Genomic DNA, 20914 nt, shown 5'->3' with positions numbered 1-20914 from the left:
AGCGGCTCCTTATTTATAAATGGTTCAAAGATTATTTACCTTCTTCCATTTTTCTTTTCAACTCTGCTAATGCATCGATGTCTCCAAGAGTAGATCTTTCTTCGTTGTTTGAAGAAGAAGATACGTTTCTAGAAGAAGATTCTTTAACGTTTTTCTTTTCTTCGTCTCTGAAGATACCTGTGTGAGAAACTACAACTCTCTTGAATTCTTTGTTGAATTCAATTACTTTGAATTGAGCATCTTCACCTTTTTTGATTTTAGATCCATCTTCTTTCTCTAATAATCTTGAAGGACAGAAAGCTTCAACCTCAGCATCTTCGAATTGTACAGAAGCTCCTTTATCGTGAACTTCTACAGCTTTACCAGCGTGGATAGTTCCTTCAGCATATTTAGTTTCGAATTTATCCCATGGGTTTTCAGTCAATTGCTTGTGACCTAGAGATAATCTTCTAGCTTGGATATCTAGTTCAAGAACTACAACATCTAATTTATCACCTACTGCACAGAACTCAGATGGGTGCTTGATTTTCTTAGTCCAAGAAAGATCAGAGATGTAGATTAATCCGTCGATACCTTCTTCTAACTCTACGAATACACCAAAGTTAGTGAAGTTTCTTACAGTTCCTACATGCTGAGATGCTACCGGATACTTAGCTTCGATATTCTCCCATGGATCTTTAGACAATTGCTTGATACCAAGAGAAATTTTTCTTTCTTCTCTATCTAAAGTTAATACTTCAGCTTCAACTTCATCACCTACTTTTACGAAATCTCCAGCAGATCTTAAGTGAGTAGACCAAGACATTTCAGAAACGTGGATTAATCCTTCAACACCTGGAGCGATTTCTACGAATGCACCATAGTCAGCAAGAACTACTACTTTTCCTTTTACTTTGTCACCAACTTTCATGTCAGCAGAAAGAGCATCCCAAGGATGAGCTTCTAATTGCTTCATACCTAATTGGATTCTTGTTTTCTCATCATCGAAATCAAGGATTACAACTTTTACAGTTTGTCCGTCCTCTAGGATTTCAGATGGGTGGTTCACTCTAGACCAAGAAAGGTCTGTAATGTGGATCAATCCATCAACACCTCCTAAGTCAATGAATACACCGTAAGAAGTAATATTCTTAACAGTACCTTCAAGAACCTGACCTTTTTCAAGTTGAGCGATGATTTCTTTTTTCTGACCTTCGATATCTGCTTCGATCAATGCTTTGTGAGATACAACTACGTTTTTGAACTCAGGGTTGATTTTCACAACTTTGAACTCCATAGTTTTTCCTACGAACTGATCGTAATCTTTAATTGGCTTAACGTCAATTTGAGAACCAGGTAAGAATGCTTCGATTCCGTGAACGTCAACGATCATACCACCTTTAGTTCTAGATTTAACAAAACCGTTAACGATTTCTCCAGTTTCGTGAAGTTCGTTTACTTTATCCCAAGCTTTAAGCGTTCTAGCTTTTCTGTGAGATAATTGTAATTGACCAGTTTTGTCTTCTCTCTTGTCAACCATTACTTCTACCTCATCACCTACTTTTAGGCCTTGGTTGTAACGGAATTCGTTAAGAGAAATAACACCTTCAGATTTGAAGTTGATGTCTACGATAGCTTCTTTGTCAGTTAATCTTACTACTCTACCAACTAAAACGTCATTATCGTTTAGGCTGTTAAGAGATCCGTTATAGATTTCTTCTAAATCGCTTTTTTCTTTTCTCGCATCTGCATCAAGACCTGATTCGAAAGAATCCCAATCAAATTGTTCTGGTGCTACGTTTTGGTTTAAAATAACCTCTGCTGAATTTGTCTCTTTTGACATTTTCTAATAAAATTTGTATTCCTTCTTTTTTAACGGTTTGAATAAATGTGGATTTAAAAAATACGGAAGTAATTAATTATAAGTATTTTACTCATCAAACCTTTTCGCCACAAAAGTGGGTGCAAAGATAAAAATTTTATTTGAGATAAACAATAGTTTTAGCTCAACCTATTCACACCATAAACAATTGATTGTCAACATCTATTAAAGAATTGGAAATCATCAATTACTATAATGTAAAAAATCACCAGTTCAGCAAATAGATTATTTATTATTAAAATGCTGCTAAATCTATAATAGACAGGCTTCGACTCCGCACTGCATTACAATATTAAATTCAACAACCTATTATTAGAGTTGTCATGCTGAGCGGAGTCGAAGCATCTATACATTTTATAGTAAACAAAAGCTGAAATTTAATAGAATGTAGATGGTGTTGCAAACCACCGCCTCCTTTGAAAAACCATGTTACAAATCAGGAGAACTATTTGAGCCATTGAGATTCTTCATTTCGCTACGCTCCATTCAGAATGACAGCATTTACAATCAAAGAAGAGCAGTAATTCCTCCCTACTCTAAAACGCTACCACTCTCAAACCCTAAAACTCCAAAATTCATTACCTTTGCACCATGGAACTACAATCAATTTATCAAAAGCTGCAGATTCAGGATATGAATCAGATGCAGAAATCTACTTATAAAGCGTCTGAAAACAATACCGATATTGTTTTGCTCTCTCCTACCGGATCCGGAAAAACGCTGGCGTTTTTATTTCCGGCTCTTAGAAATCTGAAAAAGAATGTTCAAGGTGTTCAGGCCTTAATATTAGTTCCTGCTAGAGAGTTGGCATTACAGATTGAGCAGGTTTTCAAATCGATGGGAACAGATTTTAAGGTTTCCGTTTGCTATGGTGGGCATGATAAAAAGATTGAAGTTAATAATTTAATTGAAGCTCCGGCAGTTTTAATTGGAACTCCGGGAAGGGTTACGTATCACGTAAGAAACAATAATTTTGATCCGAAAACAGTTAAAACTTTAGTTCTTGATGAATTTGATAAAGCTTTAGAGTTAGGCTTCCATGATGATATGGAGTTTATCTGTAATTCTTTAAAAGGACTTTCTCAAAGAGTTTTAACCTCTGCGACAGCGATGGATGAAATTCCTGCATTTACCGGATTAAAAGATGAAAAAGTAATCAGCTTCCTTAAAGAAAATGATGTAAAGCCAGATCTCCAACTGAGAAGAGTAATGACGATCCCGGAAGAAAAACTGGATACATTATTCAATCTGGTTTGTAAAATCGGAAATAAAAGAACGTTGATTTTCTGTAATCACCGTGATGCGGTGGACCGTATCTCAGAACTCCTTCACCAGATGGGAATCGACAGAGAAACTTTCCACGGTGGAATGGAACAGGATGAAAGAGAACGTGCCTTATTAAAATTCAGAAATGATTCTGCCAGAATCCTTATTACAACCGATCTTGCTGCCCGTGGACTTGATATTCCTGAAGTGGAATCTATCGTTCATTATCAGCTTCCTCCAAAAGAAGATGCTTTCATTCACAGAAACGGACGTACCGCAAGGATGAATGCCAAAGGTTTTGTTTATCTGATCATGAATGAGGATGATAATTTTCCTTTCATTAAAAATGATACTCCTGAAGAAAGTGTTGCAGGCTTCACTAAAGTCCCGCAAAAAACTCCTTTCCAGACGATCTACATCAGTGCAGGAAAAAAAGATAAGGTGAATAAAGTGGATATTGTAGGGTATTTACTCAAAAAAGGAGAACTTCAAAAAGAAGATGTTGGTGTAATTGAAGTAAAAGATACCACTTCTTATGTTGCGGTTTCCAGAAATAAAGTGAATGCTGTTTTAAGAAAGCTTCAGAATGAGAAGCTGAAAGGAAAAAAAGTGAAAATGGAAGTTGCTTATTAAACTTAGTTAAAAATAACATTAACTTCTTAAAAACCTATGTGCCTATGTGGTAAAAAAAATAACCACATAGGCACATAGAATATATTTTAAAAAGTATTTTATAGCTTATTTTATTCCTCTTACTCTCATCGGAAAAGTATACACCGATTTTGAAGCGGTAATGAATAAAACATCATTATTTTCTCCTCCGAAAGTTACATTGGATGTCCATTTTTCAGGAATAGAGATGTGATAAATCTTTTTCCCTTCTCGGTTAAAAACATGTACTCCATCTCCGGTCAAATAAAGATTTCCATGTTTGTCCAAAGTCATTCCATCTGAACCCATTTCACAGAAAAGCTTTTTCTCAGACAATTTTCCTTCTCCCAGAATATCATACACGTAGGTTTTTCCGGCATCAATATCTGAAAGGTATAATTTTTTTAGTTTTTCGCTCCCTACTATTCCATTGGGCTGCGTGAAAGTATCTAATTTACGGATCTCTCCATTCTTATTTCTATAATAAAGGCTTTTATTAGGTGTATCCTGCTTGAAGTCTATCCAATAGTCTCTTTCATATAATGGATCTGTAAAATACATTCCACCAAAAATATCATTCCACACATCATTAGGACCATTCAATCTTTTACCTTCAAAATCTTTGAATAGGATTTCTATTTTTTTATCTTTTGAGATCTTCCACATCTCACCGTTATCATCTGAACAGGTAATTAGGAAATCGTCTTTATCAAAGTGCGTTCCGTTTGCTCTTCCTGTTTTATCTAAGAATTCTATGACCTGATTCGTTTTCCAGTCCCAGTAATAGATTTTATCATTAGGCTGATCGGTAAAATATACATTTCCCTCTTTATCTGCTGATGGACCTTCTGTAAAGCTAAACTTATCAGAAACCATTTTGGGTTTTACTCCTTCATAAAACATTTTACTACTATTTACTGATTGACAGTTTACTAATGCGAAAACCAAACCAATCAGACCTGCTTTACTGATATTTTTCATTCTTCATTTTTAGATTGGCAATTTACAACATGCATTATCGGTTTCAAAAATATTTTCTCAGTTTGATGCATTATTTCGCAAAATATAAAATGTCCCAATTGTACTATTTTTGAAGTAGATCATATTAGGAGTCAATGGATATAATTCAGAGCTTTGCAGTAGAGGAATCAATACCGTTTATCTATAGAAATTTAGTTTGGAAAGCAGGTATTGATCCGGATGAAAAATATTACCAAAATACTTTTATAGCATACGATAATGAGCGCAGAGTCCAACAACATCAAATCCCTGGAAATTGAAAATGAAGATTTTAGAAATTCGGTAGGAACAATGGATGAGACCGGAAAAAGAAAATGGATCTTCCCCCGAAAACCGAAAGGAAAATATACCAATTACAGAGATTACACCAGTTATGCTTTATTGGCTTTTTTCTTTGGATTGCCTTTTGTAAAGATCAATAACAATCCGTTCTTCTTATTTAATGTTATTGACGGAAGGTTCTTTATCATTGGACAGCCGTTTTACCTTCAGGACTTTTTTATTCTTGCTTTGGGAGCGGTTACCTCTGTCATCTTTGTAATGCTATTCACCGTAGTTTTCGGAAGAATATTCTGTGGCTGGCTTTGTCCGCAAACCTTATTTATGGAAATGGTATTCCGTAAAATAGAATACTTAATTGAAGGGGACCGAAACAAACAAATGAAGCTCGACAGACAGGAATGGGATGCTGAAAAGATAAGAAAGAGACTTACAAAATGGTCTGTATTTATCTTAATTTCTATGATCATCTCTACCTTCATGTTCATGTATATTGTAGGCTATGAACAGGTCTTCCAGATTATGATTGAAGGACCTTCAGAACATCCTTTAAAGTTTGTCACAATGATCTTTTTCACGATGACTTTCTATTTTGTTTTTGCATGGCTTCGTGAGCAAGTATGTACTCTGGTTTGTCCTTACGGAAGACTTCAGGGGGTTTTAATAGATAAGCAGACAATCAACGTATATTACGATTTTAAAAGAGGGGAAGGCCGTTCAAAATGGAGAAACAATGAAGACAGAAAAGCGGCTGGTAAAGGGGATTGTATAGATTGTAATCAATGCGTTGTAGTCTGTCCTACAGGAATTGACATCAGAAACGGACAGCAATTGGAATGTGTTAACTGTACAGCATGTATTGATGCCTGTGATGAGATCATGGATAAAGTAGGTTTACCAAAAGGTTTAATCCGTTATGCCACTGAGTCTGAAATTGAAAATAGCGAGAAGTTCAAATTTACTTCGAGAATGAAGGCTACAACAGTCATTCTGGCACTATTAGTAGGATTCCTTGGATTTTTAATGTATGACCGTGGTTCTATGGAAGCTAAATTCATTAAACCTGCAGGTTCTACGTTCTTCATTAAAAATGGTAAAATCACCAATACATTTATTTATACACTTCTGAATAAATCCAATGAGAAAAAGGTGCTGACCATTAAAGTCATTACTCCTGAAGATGCTGAAATCACTTATTTCGGATCTGAGAAAATTATTTTGAAAGGAGACCAGATCTTAAAAGGAAACATCAACATCTCTTTTCCTGAAGATAAGATCAAATTCTCTAAACAAAATATGACGATCGGTGTTTTTGATGAAGAAGGAAAAATGGTAGATTCTTTTGAAACTACGTTTGAAGGACCGTTTAAACTAGTATTATAATATATAGAGAGAGTGAGAAATATAGGACCTGTGTTCTGAAGTTTATAAAATCATTAACTGATAACCAATAATAAAAGAATTAAAGACCTGCCACTATAAAAGCTTTAAGTCTTGAACTTTACCCCAAATTAGGCCTTATATTTCCTCATAAACTGAGTGGGAGTCATTCCGGAATTTTTCCGGAATACTCTTACGAAGTAGGAATACTCTTCATATCCAAGCCTGAAAGCAATGTCTACGAGATTTTCGTCCAGGTACATCAACATCCTTTTGGCTTCCAGCACTACCCTTTCTGTGATCACTTCTGTAGCCGTTTTCTGTACTACCGCTTGTACGGTTCTGTTTAAATGTTTGGATGAAATCCCTAATAAAGACGCATAATAAGCAATGGATTTATGTTCAGTAAAATATTGTTCAATAAGACTTTCAAAGTCCTGATAATGCTTAAAATAGGAAAGTCCGGCAGAAGAAGTCAGTGTATCAAAATCCTTTGAAAACAGCCGGGTTGAATTGATGAAAATTTGAGACATTAATGATAAGATCAGTCCATTTTTCATCAGATCATTAGATAGATGTTCTCTTCCCAGCTCCTGAAACAAATGGACATTCTTTTCCAATTCTACGGCATCCAGCTGTAATTTTCTTGGAAAAGACACAGATCCGAAAAAAGGAAAATTTCTCAGTTTCTGATTCACATAGTGCATTTCATAAAATTCTTGAGAACAAAAGAAAATATACCCTTCTATATCTTCTGAAAGCTCCCAACTGTGAATTTGTCCTGGTGATAGAAAAAACAAGCTTCCTTCTGAAACATCATACCGCTGAAAGTCAATTTCATGAACACCATTTCCCTGAGTAAAAAGAACAGCGGCATAAAAATCATGCCTATGAGGTTTTTCTATATGCTGATGTCCCACAATCAAATGGTTTTTCATCGTATTAAAATAAAAATCCGAAGGATTCTTACCCTGAAAAAGATCAATATGAAGAACGGAAATAGAATTCATCCTATAAATAAATGGAGGATAAAAGTACTATAAATAAAACCAAGCTACAAATCCAATACAAAAAAAGGACCGACTATTGCCGATCCTTTTTATCTTATTTAATGATTATTATTTTATAACCAGTTTACTGTTGTATACTCCTTTTGAAGAATTAATGCTGATTACATATACTCCTTTCGGCACATTAACATTAAGTTCTTTGGTATTATTCCCTTCACTTTGATAAGCTGATGAATAGATCAGTCTTCCGCTTGAATCGAATAAAGTAACTTTCACTTCGCCTTTTATATTCTGAGATTTGATAAAGAAATTACCATCACTTGGATTGGGATATACTTTAATATCATCAGCCAATGGAGACGAAGATACTTCTCTGGTAGTTAAAGTCCCTGTTTGTTGTGTACATACTTCAAGTGACCATCCTGTAATAGACCCTACACTTCCCGGATTATTGTCTGAAGCAAACAGTTTCCATTCTCCCTGGGCTTTATGACCTTTAAAGATAGCTAAAGTTTCATATGATTTAGTTTCTCCCTGAACTGGCGAAGCACAAGCAACGGCAGCTCCATTATCACTGAATGCCGATGTAATCCCTGAAGAATTGTTACAGCTTCGGTTCCAGAACAAAGCAGAGGCTCCTGTAGGGCTTTCAATACCCAAAGATAAGTGTCTTACATTCGGATGGGTAACAGCAGGAGTAATTTTAACCTTGGTAATAACTCCGGAATTGTTTACCATTAAAGGGACTTTCACAATAGGTGATGATATATTGCTTCCTCCAGGACCATCTTTAATGGATATCGGATCTCCACTATACGTATAGGTACTACAGCTTTCACCGGTTACACTATAATCTATCACAAAACTAGGGCTCACTGCATAATAAACATTTCCTACTGCTTCAATCATAATATAAGCATTGGATGCGGTAGAACCTGCAGGAATAGTTATTTGTTCACTCCCATCATTAGGTGTATTGGCAACAATTGTAGTAAATGTTTGCCCTCCATTTGTAGATAATTTAATGTCTACATTGGCTGTATTTACTGGTGCAGCATTGGTACCAGCCACATCCCAAGTTACCATAAAGTTTCCTGCTGAAGATAATGACTGCCCAAATGTAGGCGCAGTCACTTGAAAAGGACCAGTATTTGCATTTACTGTTACGGCAGACGTACCCTGCCCTACCTGAGGCTGCAAAGGATTATTATCTCTTACAGACATATTAAAATTAAGAGTTCTCGCAACACTGGAAACAGACTCCCATCGGGTTGTTAATACACCTGATAATACGGTATTAAACTCAGGGAAATATCTTTGTGAAGTACTTATTGGCATTTTTGATCTAAAAACAGGCCCTGAAGGTTTTGTAGCATAAGCATAGGAATTAGTTCCCATTTGAGCATTAGCAGCCTGATCCGTCTCTTCTATCGTATAAGTATAAGATCCTGCATTAGCATCGGTTGTTGTTCCTTTTAAAACAAATGGAGTAGATTTTGGAATAATATAATTCCCCCCAAGTGTTACCGTAGGTGCTGGGTTTGTGAAAGCCGTAGTTACTCCGCAAGAAATTGAATTTATTCTATTTTTAATTTGGTTAATACTATTTATATGGTAATAAGCATCAGAATTGAACTGAACGTCTAAATTTCCTCCTATAATTCCTGTATAAGCCATAATTGTACTTCCACTGGCTGGTTCTACTCTTTGATTAGCCTGACTTGTATGAGAAGTATAAGTATGTCCTGCCCCCATTTGATGCCCCATTTCATGAGCAACATAATCTATATCATAGGTGTCTCCCTCAGGGAAGTTACAGGCAGTCCAACCTCTTCCAGGAAGAGAACCACATAAAGCATCGGTATAAGCTGCTCCATTAGCATCTTTTTTATCCAGTAGATGTCCCATATCAAAATCTGACACACTAATTTGGGACACAATACCTGTATGAGCTTCATCAGGACCGGCATCATCAGGATATGGATCTGTTGCTGAATTCAAAAATATAATAGCATCATTATTGGCAATCAAATTAAAATGAACAGACAGATCTTTTTCAAAAACTCCGTTCATTCTGGTTAAAGAAGCGTTCATTGCCGACAAAATCACAGCTTTTTTTTGTACGTCAGTAGCTGTAGCAGGAGTTCCGGCAGCCGTTAAATGATATTGGGCATATTCTCCTGTACAAGAAAGTGCCATCCTAAAAGTATTGAATCCTGCAGTTTTTTTATTTACAGCATTGTTTTTTTTTTCAGGGGTACTTTCTATTGCCTGCTCCTTTGTGGAACATTCAAAAGGTTCTTTCTCCTGCCCTCTCCTTGCATGAGAATCAAAAACAGCATAAACTGTTCTATCTTCAGTATAAGGCTCTATAAATTCTGATATTCCTGAACGGGTTATCATAGAAGAAAATCCTACTGGGGACAAACTGAATCTTAAATATATACTAGGATCTTCTAATGCAGTTCCTACATAAGATTTAATATCCGGATATTTTTCCTGTAGCTCTGGTGCCATATTAGAATATTCCCAAACCTGAAATTTTTCTAATCCTCCCTTAGCAGTAGGAAGAGAAATAACAGTTCCTTTTTGGCTTGAAAAGCGGGCAGGTGCATTTTTCAGAAGTTGTTTGAGCTGATTAGCATCAAGTGAATAAAGTCCTGAGAATTCAAGCTTTTCTTGATTTTTTTTAACTTTTTGGGCCCGAAGTTCGGTCCTTTTCCACTGAGAAAATCCCAGAAAGGGAATCATCAGTGCGAGAATAAAGAAATAATGTTTCATAATCAATGTAGGTTTTGTGTTTCACTAAGTTATAAAAAATATAATGTGTTTTATATTTTTTTTCACAACACATTGACATTTTATTTACTGATTAAAAATTCAGGTTATTACAGGACTTTACAAGATATATTTGGATGAAACTTTAAAAAATTTTTATCTTTGAAGTTTAGGAGCTGTAAAATGAAAATAAACTTACCTGATAAACTGTATTATTCCATAGGAGAAGTCGCTAAGGCATTCGATGTAAACACTTCATTAATACGCTATTGGGAACAGGAATTTCCTATCATCAAGCCTAAAAAGAATAAAAAAGGAAACCGCTACTTCACTCCAGAGGATATCAAAAACCTACAAATGATTTATCATTTGGTAAAAGAAAAAGGATATACATTGGATGGAGCCCGTGTTGCTTTAACTACCAACAGTAAAATTTCAGAAACCATCACCATTATTGATCGTCTTGAATTTGTAAAAGCTGAACTTTTAAAATTGAAAGAATCATTGGGTGATAGGGACACTGAATAATCTCTTCACTTTTCTTTAAATCCTTCTACGTTAAAGAGTACAAGATCTTAATTTTTAATAGATTGCAATTTTTTGTATTCTAATATCAACCATTTTAACCTTTGGTATTGCCTTGGATGGTTTTTATCAATATGTTTATACATAATACATATGATGAGAAAAAACTATTACCAAAAACTGGCTTTTATGGTCATTTTAATGGCTATTCTACTGGCTTTTCAGGAATATACAAGCAAGGATAAAGAACCTTTTCCTGATGTGAAATTTATTGACGGTAACTCAATTACTGCCAACATAACGGATTTTGACCCCAATATTTTAACTCCGGAACGATGGCAAGAGCTTGGCTTTTCTGAAAAACAGGCATCTACTATTCTTAAATATAAAGATATTGTAGGCGGAACTTTTACATCCAAAGAACAGCTAAAAAAATGTTATGCTATTTCAGATGAAAAATTTGAAGAACTAAAACCTTTCATTCTCCTTCCTGAGGCTTCTGTAAAGGACAATTCAAATCGTTTTAACAACTTTGAGAGGAAAGAAATTATAGTTTCCGAAAAGTTCAATCCCGATCTTAAAAAAGCCCATGACTGGAGCAAAATGGGATTCAGTGAGAGGCAGGCCGAAGCTATTATAAAGTATAAAAATTATTTGGGTGGCAGCTTTATCAGTAAGGAAAAATTCAGAGAATGTTTTATCATATCCCCGGAAAATTATAGTAAACTGGAGCCTTATCTACTGTTACCATCAAAAACTCCTGAGAATTTCAAGACTTCCGACACCAATTACCCTAAAAAAATTAAGGTGCAATATCGTGCTTTTGATCCGAACCGTTTGGATGTTGAAGGGTGGAAGGCACTTGGCTTTTCAGATAAACAGGCTCAGGCTATCGTTAATTACCGCGACAAAAATCTACGAGGTAGCTTTAAAGATGTTGATGATATTCAGAAATGCTTTGTGATCTCTGCAGAAAAATTTCAGGAGATGAAACCTTTTATTACACTCAATCCGGAGGCTATAAAGAAAGTGGAAATACAGCAGGAAAAAACGGATTTCTCAAAAACAGATCTCAATACTATTACTTTCAAACAGCTTATTGAGTTTGGTCTGGATGAAAAAAGTGCCGGCTCTATAATAGGTTTCAGAAAAAAGCTGAGAGGTTTTGTCAACAAACAGCAAATTCTGGACACTTATAATATTGACAAGGAATTGGTTCAAAAATTAATATCCATTGCTCCATTGGATGCTTCCAATGTACCAAAATATTCCTTAGCCGATGCGCCTGAAGAATGGCTGAAGGATCATCCGTATTTTAAATATTCTGCAGATAAAATTATATTCTACCGGATAACTTATCCTGATGATAAGAAAATTCTAAAGTTTCTGAAATTAAAACCTGAATATGAAGAAAGGATGAAGTTATATTTAAAATAACCTGATATCAGAAAACAAAATTCCCCAAAACAAATATTACAATTTTGGGGAGTTTTAATCTGAAAAATTAATTCATATTTTAATGATGCATATAATTGCTAGGGCCATTGGTTCCTTCAATAGATTCAGGAAGTATTCCATATTTGGACCGTAAATTAACTGTCCCAAGAGTTTTTCCTGTCGCAATTTCAATGACACTAATGGTACCAGAATTTAAATTAGGAATATCCAACAGGTTATTTTGTACCGCTACCACTTCTTTTCCTTTTTTGGTTTTAAAGAAAACCATGTGATGTGCTCCTTTATCTGCGGTAAGGGTTTTTAAAAGTTTTAGATTCGGAAGATTACTGATATCAAAGACCAGAACTTTTCCAGGATCTGCAAAACTTACATAGAGTCTGTTGTTATCATCAATGTACATTTCGAGAGTCCAGCCTAATCCTTGGGTACTTCCGTCAAATATTTTGGTGAAAGCATCGTATTTCTTGGTGGCGGTATTGTATGGAGCAATCCAGATGTCTCCGCCAAGCATTGTTGTGGCAAGGGCATATTGTGGGAATTTTCCACGAAGCAATAAGACCTCTACAGGGCTGGACAGATCTGCTGGTGAGTCTGCAACCTGATAAGTTTCTTTTAATTCATAAGTATTCAGATCTATTAAGGTACAGGTATTTCCAAAACCACTGGTAAGATCCGGATGAATGGTTGAAGTAACCATCATGAGTCCTTTTTCTTCATTCACAGAAATACCATGTGGATACATAATAAACTTATTGGGATTCTGCTGAATGGGCGCTTTGATGGTTTTAATAAGCTGGTTATTATTAGCATTAAAAACCCCTATACTACCATCTTTTAGACCTCCTGCTCCACCCATAAAGGTCATAAAGAATCTTCCGTCATTGGTGAAGAATAAATTTTCTCCCACTGTATTTTCTCCAGTATCAATAGGTGTTGCACTTACTAATTTAGGTTGTCCGATGTTGTCTTTTTCAGCTTTTATTTCATAAAGATAGCTACCTCCCAAAGCTGTTGTGTACAATTTGTTTTTACTCTGATTATAATAAAGATGATGAGGCAGAACACCAACTCCTAACTCAAGTTTATGACTAATATTTCCAAAATCGGGAGCTTCAGGATCGAGCTCTATCACCGCTATACCATCCGACTGGCCAGTCAAGCTTCTATAATCAATAAAAAAAGCAGTGTCGTGTGGAATCTCTGGGTGATTTTCATGCTGACAATTAGAAAACATCATCAAAATGATGATCAACAAGGGAACTTTGTTAAATTTTAATTTCATGATTTTCAGTTATTTATTTGCATTATAAATATAACACAATTTCAATAACAAACTAAAAATATTACACATTTGTGTGAATTTAAAAAAAACATTACTTCAAAACTCTCTTTTCAACTGTTATTATTAGATAAGCATGAGCCTATTATCTGCAATTTTATAACATTGGTATTCTGACGAAAGAAGAAACTCATGTGTAATTAAGATTCTTCCTTCGTCAGAATGACAGTCCATAATACTAACTAATAAGCATCATGTAAAGCTGTATATCATTTCAAAAAAAATAAGCAGGAAACTACTTCCTGCTTATCATTTATATTTTTTATTTAATTGTATAATCTTATTCGATGGTTTTGCTTGAGTCTGTGAGCAAAGCGTTTAAAGAATTCAACTCATCCTCGGTTAAGTCTCTCCATTTTCCGACAGGCAGATCAAGTTTAATATTCATGATACGAATTCTTTTCAGCTTTTTTACTTCATAGCCTAAGTACTCACACATTCTACGGATTTGTCTGTTTAAGCCTTGGGTAAGAATAATTCTGAAATTCATATCATCAATCTTTTCCACCTCACATTTTTTAGTCACGGTATCCAGAATTGGGACTCCATTTCTCATCTTTTCAAGAAATCTCGGATTAAGAGGCTTATCTACTCTTACAATATACTCTTTTTCGTGATTGTTTCTTGCACGTAGTATTTTATTTACGATATCCCCATCACTGGTTAAAAGAATAAGTCCTTCACTGGGTTTATCCAGTCTTCCAATCGGGAAAATTCTTTTTGGGTGATTGATATAGTCTACAATATTATTCTTTTCACGTTTTGTATCTGTAGTACATACAATTCCTACCGGTTTATTGAAAGCGATATAAACAGGTTTTTCCTGTGGCTCTCTGATAGGCTTTCCATCTACTTCCACCAGGTCATCATCGGAAACTTTGGTTCCCAATTCAGGAATCATTCCGTTAATCTTTATCCTTCCTTCTTCCAACAGCTTATCTGCTGCTCTTCTTGAACAATAGCCTACTTCTGATAAATATTTATTAATACGTGTCTTTTCCATTAGTTTCTACCGTAATTGGTATCATTTTTTATTCACCCAGAAATCTAAAGTCGTTATTTAAAAACTGGTCTGTAGCATCTTCAATTTTATACTCTCCGATTTTCGTTCTTCTCAATTGGGTTAAGTAAGCACCTACTCCCAATTCCTGTCCGATATCATGGGCCAAACTTCTGATATAAGTTCCTTTTGAGCATCCAACGGTAAAACTTATCAAAGGAAAATCTATTTTTATATCATTGAGATAATGAATCGTTGTTTTTCTGGATTTCATTTCTACTTCCTCTCCTGCTCTAGCCAGATTATAGGCTCTTTCACCATCAATCTTTATGGCAGAATACACTGGTGGTTTTTGTTCAATTTCCCCAACGAACTTTTCCAACACTTCTTTTACCTGTTCCTCGGTGATATGCGCAATATCTTGTTGAAGGATTTCCGGTTTTTCAGTATCATAGGATTCTGTTTGCACACCTATTTTAATCTCTGTCCAGTATTCTTTAGGCGCATCCTGAATTTCAGGGATCTTTTTAGTGAATTTTCCGCAACATACAATCAGAAGCCCTGTTGCTCTTGGATCAAGGGTTCCGGCATGTCCGATTTTAAATTTTTTAGGAAGATCAAACTCCCTTTTCAATTTATATTTCATTTTATTGACAGCCTGGAAGGAAGTCCAGTCCAAAGGCTTATCTAATAAAAATATATATCCTGATTTTAATTCTTCCGACGTCATGAATGGATGATGAATATTTTTTATTTAAAGAAATAAAAGTAGATTAATAAAGCCACTCCCACGAAAATACGGTACCATCCCCAAGGCTTGAAACCATATTTGTTAAGCACACCAATGAATGCTTTGATGGCGATAAGTGCTACAATGAAAGCCACAACGTTCCCAACTACAAAAATCATAATGTGATCCTGTGAGGCCATAATCATTTCATATCCTTTTTGAGGATTAGCCGTTTCTTTTCCCCATGTCTTTACAAATACAGAATACACCGTTACTGCTAACATCGTAGGTACTGCAAGGAAAAAAGAAAATTCTGCTGCTGCTTTTCTGGTAAGCCCTTGTGTCATCCCACCAATAATGGAAGCAGCACTACGGCTGGTTCCCGGCATCATAGCCAGACACTGCCAGAATCCTATAGTAATTGCTTTTTTTATAGTAATCCCTTTCTCATCATCAATTTTAGGATTTTTAAACCATTTATCAGCAAATAATAAAATAACTCCTCCTAACACCAGCACTGAAGAGATAGCAATCTGGTTTCCCAGAATAGCTTCAATTTTATCATCGAATAAATACCCCAACACCAATGCAGGAACTACTGCAAATGCCAGTTTAAAGTAAAACTGAATATTTTTCAAGTCGAAAAACTTCTTCCAATAAGCCACTACAACAGATAAGATAGCTCCAAACTGAATGGAAACCTGAAACATTTTTAAAAATTCATCTTCGGGCATTCCCAATAAATTGGCAGTGAATCCCATGTGCGCTGTAGATGAGATAGGAAGATATTCCGTTAATCCCTCTACAATGGCAATAATAATTGCTTTAATTAAATCCATATTCTTTTACAAAAATTAAAAGATTAAGAGATTGAGATATTTAAAGTACGGGACTCTAAATACCTTAATCTCTTAATCTCAAAATATAAATTTTTATTTATTTTCTTTTTAAAATAGCGTAGACTTCTATTACAAAACCTATCACAACAAATAACGGAGCGATTCTGATCCTTCTGATGGAAAAGATATCGTCATTCCATGAATTGGGATCAAATTTACCGTCTACGGTATTGGCATCAGGCCCCATCATCAAAAGAAATCCAACCACAATAAATGCCAGCCCGATCAGCATCCATTTAAAGTTCTGCTGTCCGAAATAGAACGTATTTTCCTGTGGTGCTTCTGCTTCACTTCCGAAGTCTGAAGCAGAAAATTTATTTGTTTTTTTGCTCATTTTTAAGAGTAGTATAAATCGTCAACGTTTGATTTTAAGAATCTCCACGTAGCAAAAATAGTACTTAAAACAGAAATAAAAACTCCTACTCCCAACACTAAAATTACTAACCAGAAATATTGATTATTGTCCTGTACAAAAGCCGATCCGATCTGGCTTGTGAAATAATACCAAACTCCTCCCAAAGCAATAAGACCAATTAAAGAACCAATAGCCCCTAAAACAATTGCTTCAATGATAAATGGTTTAAGAATAAATCTTCTTTTTGCTCCTACCAGCTGCATCGTTTTAATAATAAATCTCTTGGAGAAAATTTTCAGACGGATGGAGTTGTTGATTAACACTACAGCCAATACAAGGAATAGTAATGAAAATCCAAAAATCCATTTTAAGATTCTGCTCAGATTATTGTAAACATCTACCATCAAAGTACTATCATTCTTCACATCAATGATGCCCGGAACTGATTTTATCACCTTGATTGCTTCATCAATTTTCGCAGGATCTACGTATTCAGGTTTTAAAGCAACTTCAATAGAAGATGGGAAGATATTTTCTTCAAACAATGCATCACTATCAATCCCCATACTTTTCTTAGCCTCCTTAGCGGCCATACTTCTTGAAATATAGGTTGCTTTTTTTACAGGAGCTAACGTCTGTACCTTTTTAAAAGTTTCTTCTTCCAGTTTTGCAATTTTTACAGAATCTTTAGCGTCATAATTTTCATCAAAGTAGGCGTTCACCACCAATTGTTCTTTGATATAGTCAGAATACTTCTGGGCATTAATTAAAATAAGCCCCATTAACCCTAACAAAAATAACACTAAGGCAATACTTATCACTACTGTAATATTGCTGGACCGAAGCCTTTTCTTATTAAACTCATCTACAGATTTAGCCATTAATATTAAAATTTTTGGCTAAAATAGAAAAAATCTTCCGAAATTTGGGAACGAAAAAGAGAAAATCACTGTTAATAAAATCATAAAAAACATTGAGTGTAAAAGCAAAAAAGCATCTTGGTCAACACTTTTTGACGGATGAAAACATCGCAAGAAAAATTGTAGAAGGTCTTAGTTTTGAGAACTATAATAACATTATGGAAGTAGGTCCCGGAATGGGAGTTCTTACCAAATATCTTCTTGAAAAAGATCATAACATTTACCTTGCCGAAATTGATACGGAATCTATAGAGTATCTGAAAAACAACTATTCTAAGGTTACGGAAAATACTTTTGTAGGAGATTTCCTGAAACAGGATTTTAATTTTATCAAAGATGAGCAGATTGCCATTATCGGGAATTTCCCGTATAATATTTCATCTCAGATATTATTCCAGATTGTTGACCATTATGAGTTGATTCCTGAAATGGTAGGGATGTTCCAGAAAGAAGTGGCTGAAAGAACGGCTGCTGTTCCAAGGACTAAAAACTATGGTATTCTTTCTGTTCTTATTCAGGCATATTATGATGTATCCTATATGTTTACGGTACATGAAAATGTCTTTAATCCGCCACCAAAGGTAAAATCCGGAGTGATTCGTCTTACAAGAAACCCTAAAGAAGGTTTGGCCGGAAATGAGGTTCTTTTTAAACAGATTGTAAAGACCGGCTTCAACCAAAGAAGAAAAAAGCTATCCAATGCTTTGAAAACGTTGAATATTCCTGAAGCTTTAAAAGGTCATGAATTTTTAGATAAAAGAGCGGAAGAACTTAGTGTATCTGATTTCATCCACTTTGCTAATCTTTGGAAAGAAAACCAATAAGGTGTACATCACAAAAAGCTTCCCATAAAAGGAGCTTTATTGGTATTTGTATAAAAAAAAGAAAGCCTTTCATCTGAAAGGCTTTCTTTTATGTATTATTCTCTGTTTTTCAACATGATCCAACCGGACCAGTTCATCTGAGTTTTAGATTTAGGATACTCATAGGTAAATTTATACCAATAGGTTGCAGAAGGTAATCTTTTGCCAGCTAGAGTTCCGTCCCAAATTGGGGTGTCTTTCGTGAATCTGAACATTTCTACTCCATATCTGTCGTAGATAGAACCTGTAAAGTTTTTGAACTGTCCCAAAGACTTCAGATCAAGTACATCATTGATCCCATCATTATTAGGAGTAATAAAATTACTGATCTGTAATGTAAAGAAGTCAAAAGTTCCTATACAGTGAGTCCCTACTCTTCTCACCAGGATGGTATAATTGCTGTTATCTAAAAGTCCTGTAAACACATTAGATTCCTGCCATGTAATTCCATTATCAATAGAATATTCAAGACTGCTTGGTATGTTGTTCATTGGAGGGTTTACCGCAGAAACCGTCAGGGTCTTTTTAGAGGTTTGATAATCTATTCCGATAACATAAGGAATAGCAGCTCCCATTACCTGAGCAGAGAAGATTTTTTTACAGTATCCATTATCAATTTCAACGGTATAAATTCCCCATTTATCTACATCTATCTTTTGTGTAGTAGCTCCTGTACTCCATTTGTATTTATAATTTTTTCCTGCACCTGCATCCAGAGTTACAAGGTCTCCATCACATATTTCAACGTCTTTTAGCGGGCTTTTAATTTCAGGAACCACTTCAATTCTTATGGAAGCAGGGTTAAGAGATTTACATCCTTTTGCTCCTATTGCATATACAGTAAATACGGTGGTCTGATGCAGTGTAACCGTCTGCATATTACCTGTTCCCGGGAAGTTATCCCAAAGGTAGGTATCTCCTCCTTCAGCAGTAAGCGTTACGCTTTCTCCCGGACATATTTGTATAGCAGATGTTTTCAGTTTGGCAACTGGAGTTTCTTCTTTAAATAACTTCAATTCAACTATTTTTCTACAGAAACCTCCATTTGAAACAACTACATGCAATATCTGGCCATCAGTACCATTATAGTTCAGAATATTTTGGATATAATTATTATTTTCAGCCAAAGCATCGGCCTGATTTTCATAAAACTTAAATATAGCTCCCGGCGTTGTGCTGATGGTTGGTTTAATAGTGCTTAAATCAAATGTTGTAATATCCGGTGTACTACAAAGCAATAACGTGGCATCATGCGCAATAGGTGTTGTTCCTCCATGAATTTCTATGGAAGCTTTACCTGGGCAAGGGTTTCCGGGAACACTTACTTCAATAGTATAAGTTCCGGGTTGTGTAGCTGTAACAACGTTACTTGTAGCATTAGGAATTAAAGTCCCGTTAAAATACCATTGGTATAATAAGTTTGGATCATTTACAGAAGCAGTAAGCACCTGAGGTACGTTATCACAAACATTAATATCACTAGGCAGTTTTGTTCCACCAGGGCCTAAAAGGTCTACCCCAATATTAAAGGATCCTCCTTCTAAAAATACCGCAGAATCAAAACTATGGTCAAGATAATCTGCAATAACCATTTTAAAATGATATTCCTGACCTGCTACTACATCAGCAACAGCCGTAAGCGGAACTGTTCTTCCGTTAAAATTGGTAACAACACTAGGGTTATTATACCCTCCAAAATACTGTTCATTAACAGCCCCACAAGTAGTTCCAATTGCTGGGTGAATATTGGTAATACTTACGGGCCCGGCTCCTCCCGGTAATATTGCCATATTCGTATAAGGGCCTCCTGATGTAGGCTTCAATAATATAATAAATGCATCTGCATATTTACAGGGAAATGTCCCGGTGTATTCGTCAGATGCAATTAAATAATTAAATTTAATTTGAGAGGTTGTAGGAACAAAGTCAAATTCCAATAGCACCGCATCATTTAAATCACTTGCCGCCACACCAATAACCTGTGCCAGATCACTATCTGTACCTCCTCCATTGGTATCACTATTACTGGTTTCAAAACTATTCCCAGCCTTTCTTGCGTATCCTGTAGAAAGTACAATCCCGTCTTTAAAAGGAAAATTAGTTGTCGCCTTATGAAAATACCCCCAGGCTCTATCAGCTTCTCCTACAGCATGATTAGGAGTAATTTTCACATTGGTTACATTAGGAGTAATACAAGTGTTGGTTCCTGATGAAATTAATACATCTTTCACCAATTTTTCTATTGTAAAACCGGACTCCGGATATCCCGGAGCATTCACATCAATAAAAGCTCCTGCCTTTTTAGCCTGGGCAGACGCTTGTTTTTTTATGACTTGTCTGGGTTGTTGATTTTGAGAAAACGAAAAATTCGAGATAAATAAAAAGAATAAACAAAGCGGTAGGTATCTTATCATAATATTTTTGTTTCAACAAATTTAATTTTTTTTTAAATATACAATACACATATTTATATTTTTTATAAAAAAACTACAACATTTCAACCAACAATTTGCAATTAGAAGCAATAATAACGTTTTTAACAAAATGATAATTAAAATTCAAAATATAATTTATAAAATT

At 35.2% G+C, this 20914-nt stretch carries 16 protein-coding genes; 5 read left to right on the top strand and 11 right to left on the bottom strand.

Going from position 1 to position 20914, the window contains the following annotated elements; genetic code table 11:
• Window positions 1-31: 31 nt before the first annotated feature.
• Window positions 32-1822, bottom strand: a complete 1791-nt coding sequence (rpsA, locus tag BLS98_RS01760) for a 30S ribosomal protein S1 (protein ID WP_089732994.1) — start codon at window positions 1820-1822, stop codon at window positions 32-34.
• Between the two features lie 630 nt (window positions 1823-2452).
• On the opposite strand from rpsA, the gene BLS98_RS01755 reads away from it, so the two are divergent.
• Window positions 2453-3760: a DEAD/DEAH box helicase gene (locus BLS98_RS01755; RefSeq protein WP_089732992.1), complete on the top strand. Its 1308-nt coding sequence runs from the start codon at window positions 2453-2455 to the stop codon at window positions 3758-3760.
• A gap of 105 nt (window positions 3761-3865) precedes the next feature.
• On the opposite strand, the gene BLS98_RS01750 is transcribed toward BLS98_RS01755, so the two are convergent.
• Window positions 3866-4759: an SMP-30/gluconolactonase/LRE family protein gene (locus tag BLS98_RS01750; RefSeq protein WP_089732990.1), complete on the bottom strand. Its 894-nt coding sequence runs from the start codon at window positions 4757-4759 to the stop codon at window positions 3866-3868.
• A gap of 258 nt (window positions 4760-5017) precedes the next feature.
• Here BLS98_RS01750 and ccoG point away from each other — a divergent pair, with 258 nt between their 5' ends.
• Window positions 5018-6460, top strand: coding sequence for a cytochrome c oxidase accessory protein CcoG (ccoG, locus tag BLS98_RS01745; protein WP_089732988.1), 1443 nt, complete (start codon window positions 5018-5020; stop codon window positions 6458-6460).
• A 128-nt stretch (window positions 6461-6588) separates the two neighbouring features.
• Here ccoG and BLS98_RS01740 read toward each other — a convergent pair whose 3' ends face one another.
• Entirely contained in the window at window positions 6589-7467 is an 879-nt protein-coding gene (locus BLS98_RS01740; RefSeq protein ID WP_089732986.1) for an AraC family transcriptional regulator, read from the bottom strand.
• Window positions 7468-7575: 108 nt separating this feature from the next.
• The gene (locus BLS98_RS01735; RefSeq protein WP_089732984.1) at window positions 7576-10248 is read right to left on the bottom strand and encodes a zinc-dependent metalloprotease; all 2673 of its coding nucleotides are present in this window, start codon (window positions 10246-10248) and stop codon (window positions 7576-7578) included.
• A gap of 180 nt (window positions 10249-10428) precedes the next feature.
• Here BLS98_RS01735 and BLS98_RS01730 point away from each other — a divergent pair, with 180 nt between their 5' ends.
• The gene (locus tag BLS98_RS01730; protein WP_066693449.1) at window positions 10429-10773 is read left to right on the top strand and encodes a MerR family transcriptional regulator; all 345 of its coding nucleotides are present in this window, start codon (window positions 10429-10431) and stop codon (window positions 10771-10773) included.
• A gap of 150 nt (window positions 10774-10923) precedes the next feature.
• Complete coding sequence (locus BLS98_RS01725; protein WP_089732982.1) at window positions 10924-12207, top strand: helix-hairpin-helix domain-containing protein; 1284 nt, start codon at window positions 10924-10926, stop codon at window positions 12205-12207.
• Between the two features lie 79 nt (window positions 12208-12286).
• On the opposite strand, the gene BLS98_RS01720 is transcribed toward BLS98_RS01725, so the two are convergent.
• The 6 genes from BLS98_RS01720 to BLS98_RS01695 form a co-directional block, all read right to left on the bottom strand.
• Window positions 12287-13510, bottom strand: coding sequence for a YncE family protein (locus tag BLS98_RS01720; RefSeq protein WP_089732980.1), 1224 nt, complete (start codon window positions 13508-13510; stop codon window positions 12287-12289).
• Between the two features lie 337 nt (window positions 13511-13847).
• Window positions 13848-14570, bottom strand: a complete 723-nt coding sequence (rluF, locus tag BLS98_RS01715) for a 23S rRNA pseudouridine(2604) synthase RluF (protein WP_089732978.1) — start codon at window positions 14568-14570, stop codon at window positions 13848-13850.
• Between the two features lie 28 nt (window positions 14571-14598).
• Window positions 14599-15297: a tRNA pseudouridine(55) synthase TruB gene (gene truB, locus BLS98_RS01710; protein ID WP_089732976.1), complete on the bottom strand. Its 699-nt coding sequence runs from the start codon at window positions 15295-15297 to the stop codon at window positions 14599-14601.
• Window positions 15298-15317: 20 nt separating this feature from the next.
• Entirely contained in the window at window positions 15318-16136 is an 819-nt protein-coding gene (locus BLS98_RS01705) for an undecaprenyl-diphosphate phosphatase (RefSeq protein ID WP_089732974.1), read from the bottom strand.
• Between the two features lie 97 nt (window positions 16137-16233).
• Window positions 16234-16530: a DUF3098 domain-containing protein gene (locus BLS98_RS01700; protein WP_089732972.1), complete on the bottom strand. Its 297-nt coding sequence runs from the start codon at window positions 16528-16530 to the stop codon at window positions 16234-16236.
• Between the two features lie 2 nt (window positions 16531-16532).
• Window positions 16533-17432 carry a cell division protein FtsX gene (locus BLS98_RS01695; RefSeq protein WP_089732971.1) on the bottom strand — a complete coding sequence of 300 codons (900 nt, stop codon included), beginning with the start codon at window positions 17430-17432 and terminating at the stop codon, window positions 16533-16535.
• A 92-nt stretch (window positions 17433-17524) separates the two neighbouring features.
• Between BLS98_RS01695 and rsmA the strand changes: the two genes are divergently transcribed.
• Entirely contained in the window at window positions 17525-18295 is a 771-nt protein-coding gene (gene rsmA / locus BLS98_RS01690; protein WP_089732969.1) for a 16S rRNA (adenine(1518)-N(6)/adenine(1519)-N(6))-dimethyltransferase RsmA, read from the top strand.
• A gap of 95 nt (window positions 18296-18390) precedes the next feature.
• Here rsmA and BLS98_RS01685 read toward each other — a convergent pair whose 3' ends face one another.
• On the bottom strand, window positions 18391-20748 hold the full coding sequence (locus BLS98_RS01685; protein ID WP_089732967.1) for a choice-of-anchor L domain-containing protein: 2358 nt from the start codon (window positions 20746-20748) through the stop codon (window positions 18391-18393).
• Window positions 20749-20914: the final 166 nt, after the last annotated feature.

Source organism: Chryseobacterium jejuense, from assembly GCF_900100075.1.
Classification (GTDB): Bacteria; Bacteroidota; Bacteroidia; order Flavobacteriales; family Weeksellaceae; genus Chryseobacterium; species Chryseobacterium jejuense.
Note: the sequence above shows the minus strand (reverse complement) of the source record. Positions and strands in the feature narration are given on the sequence as shown.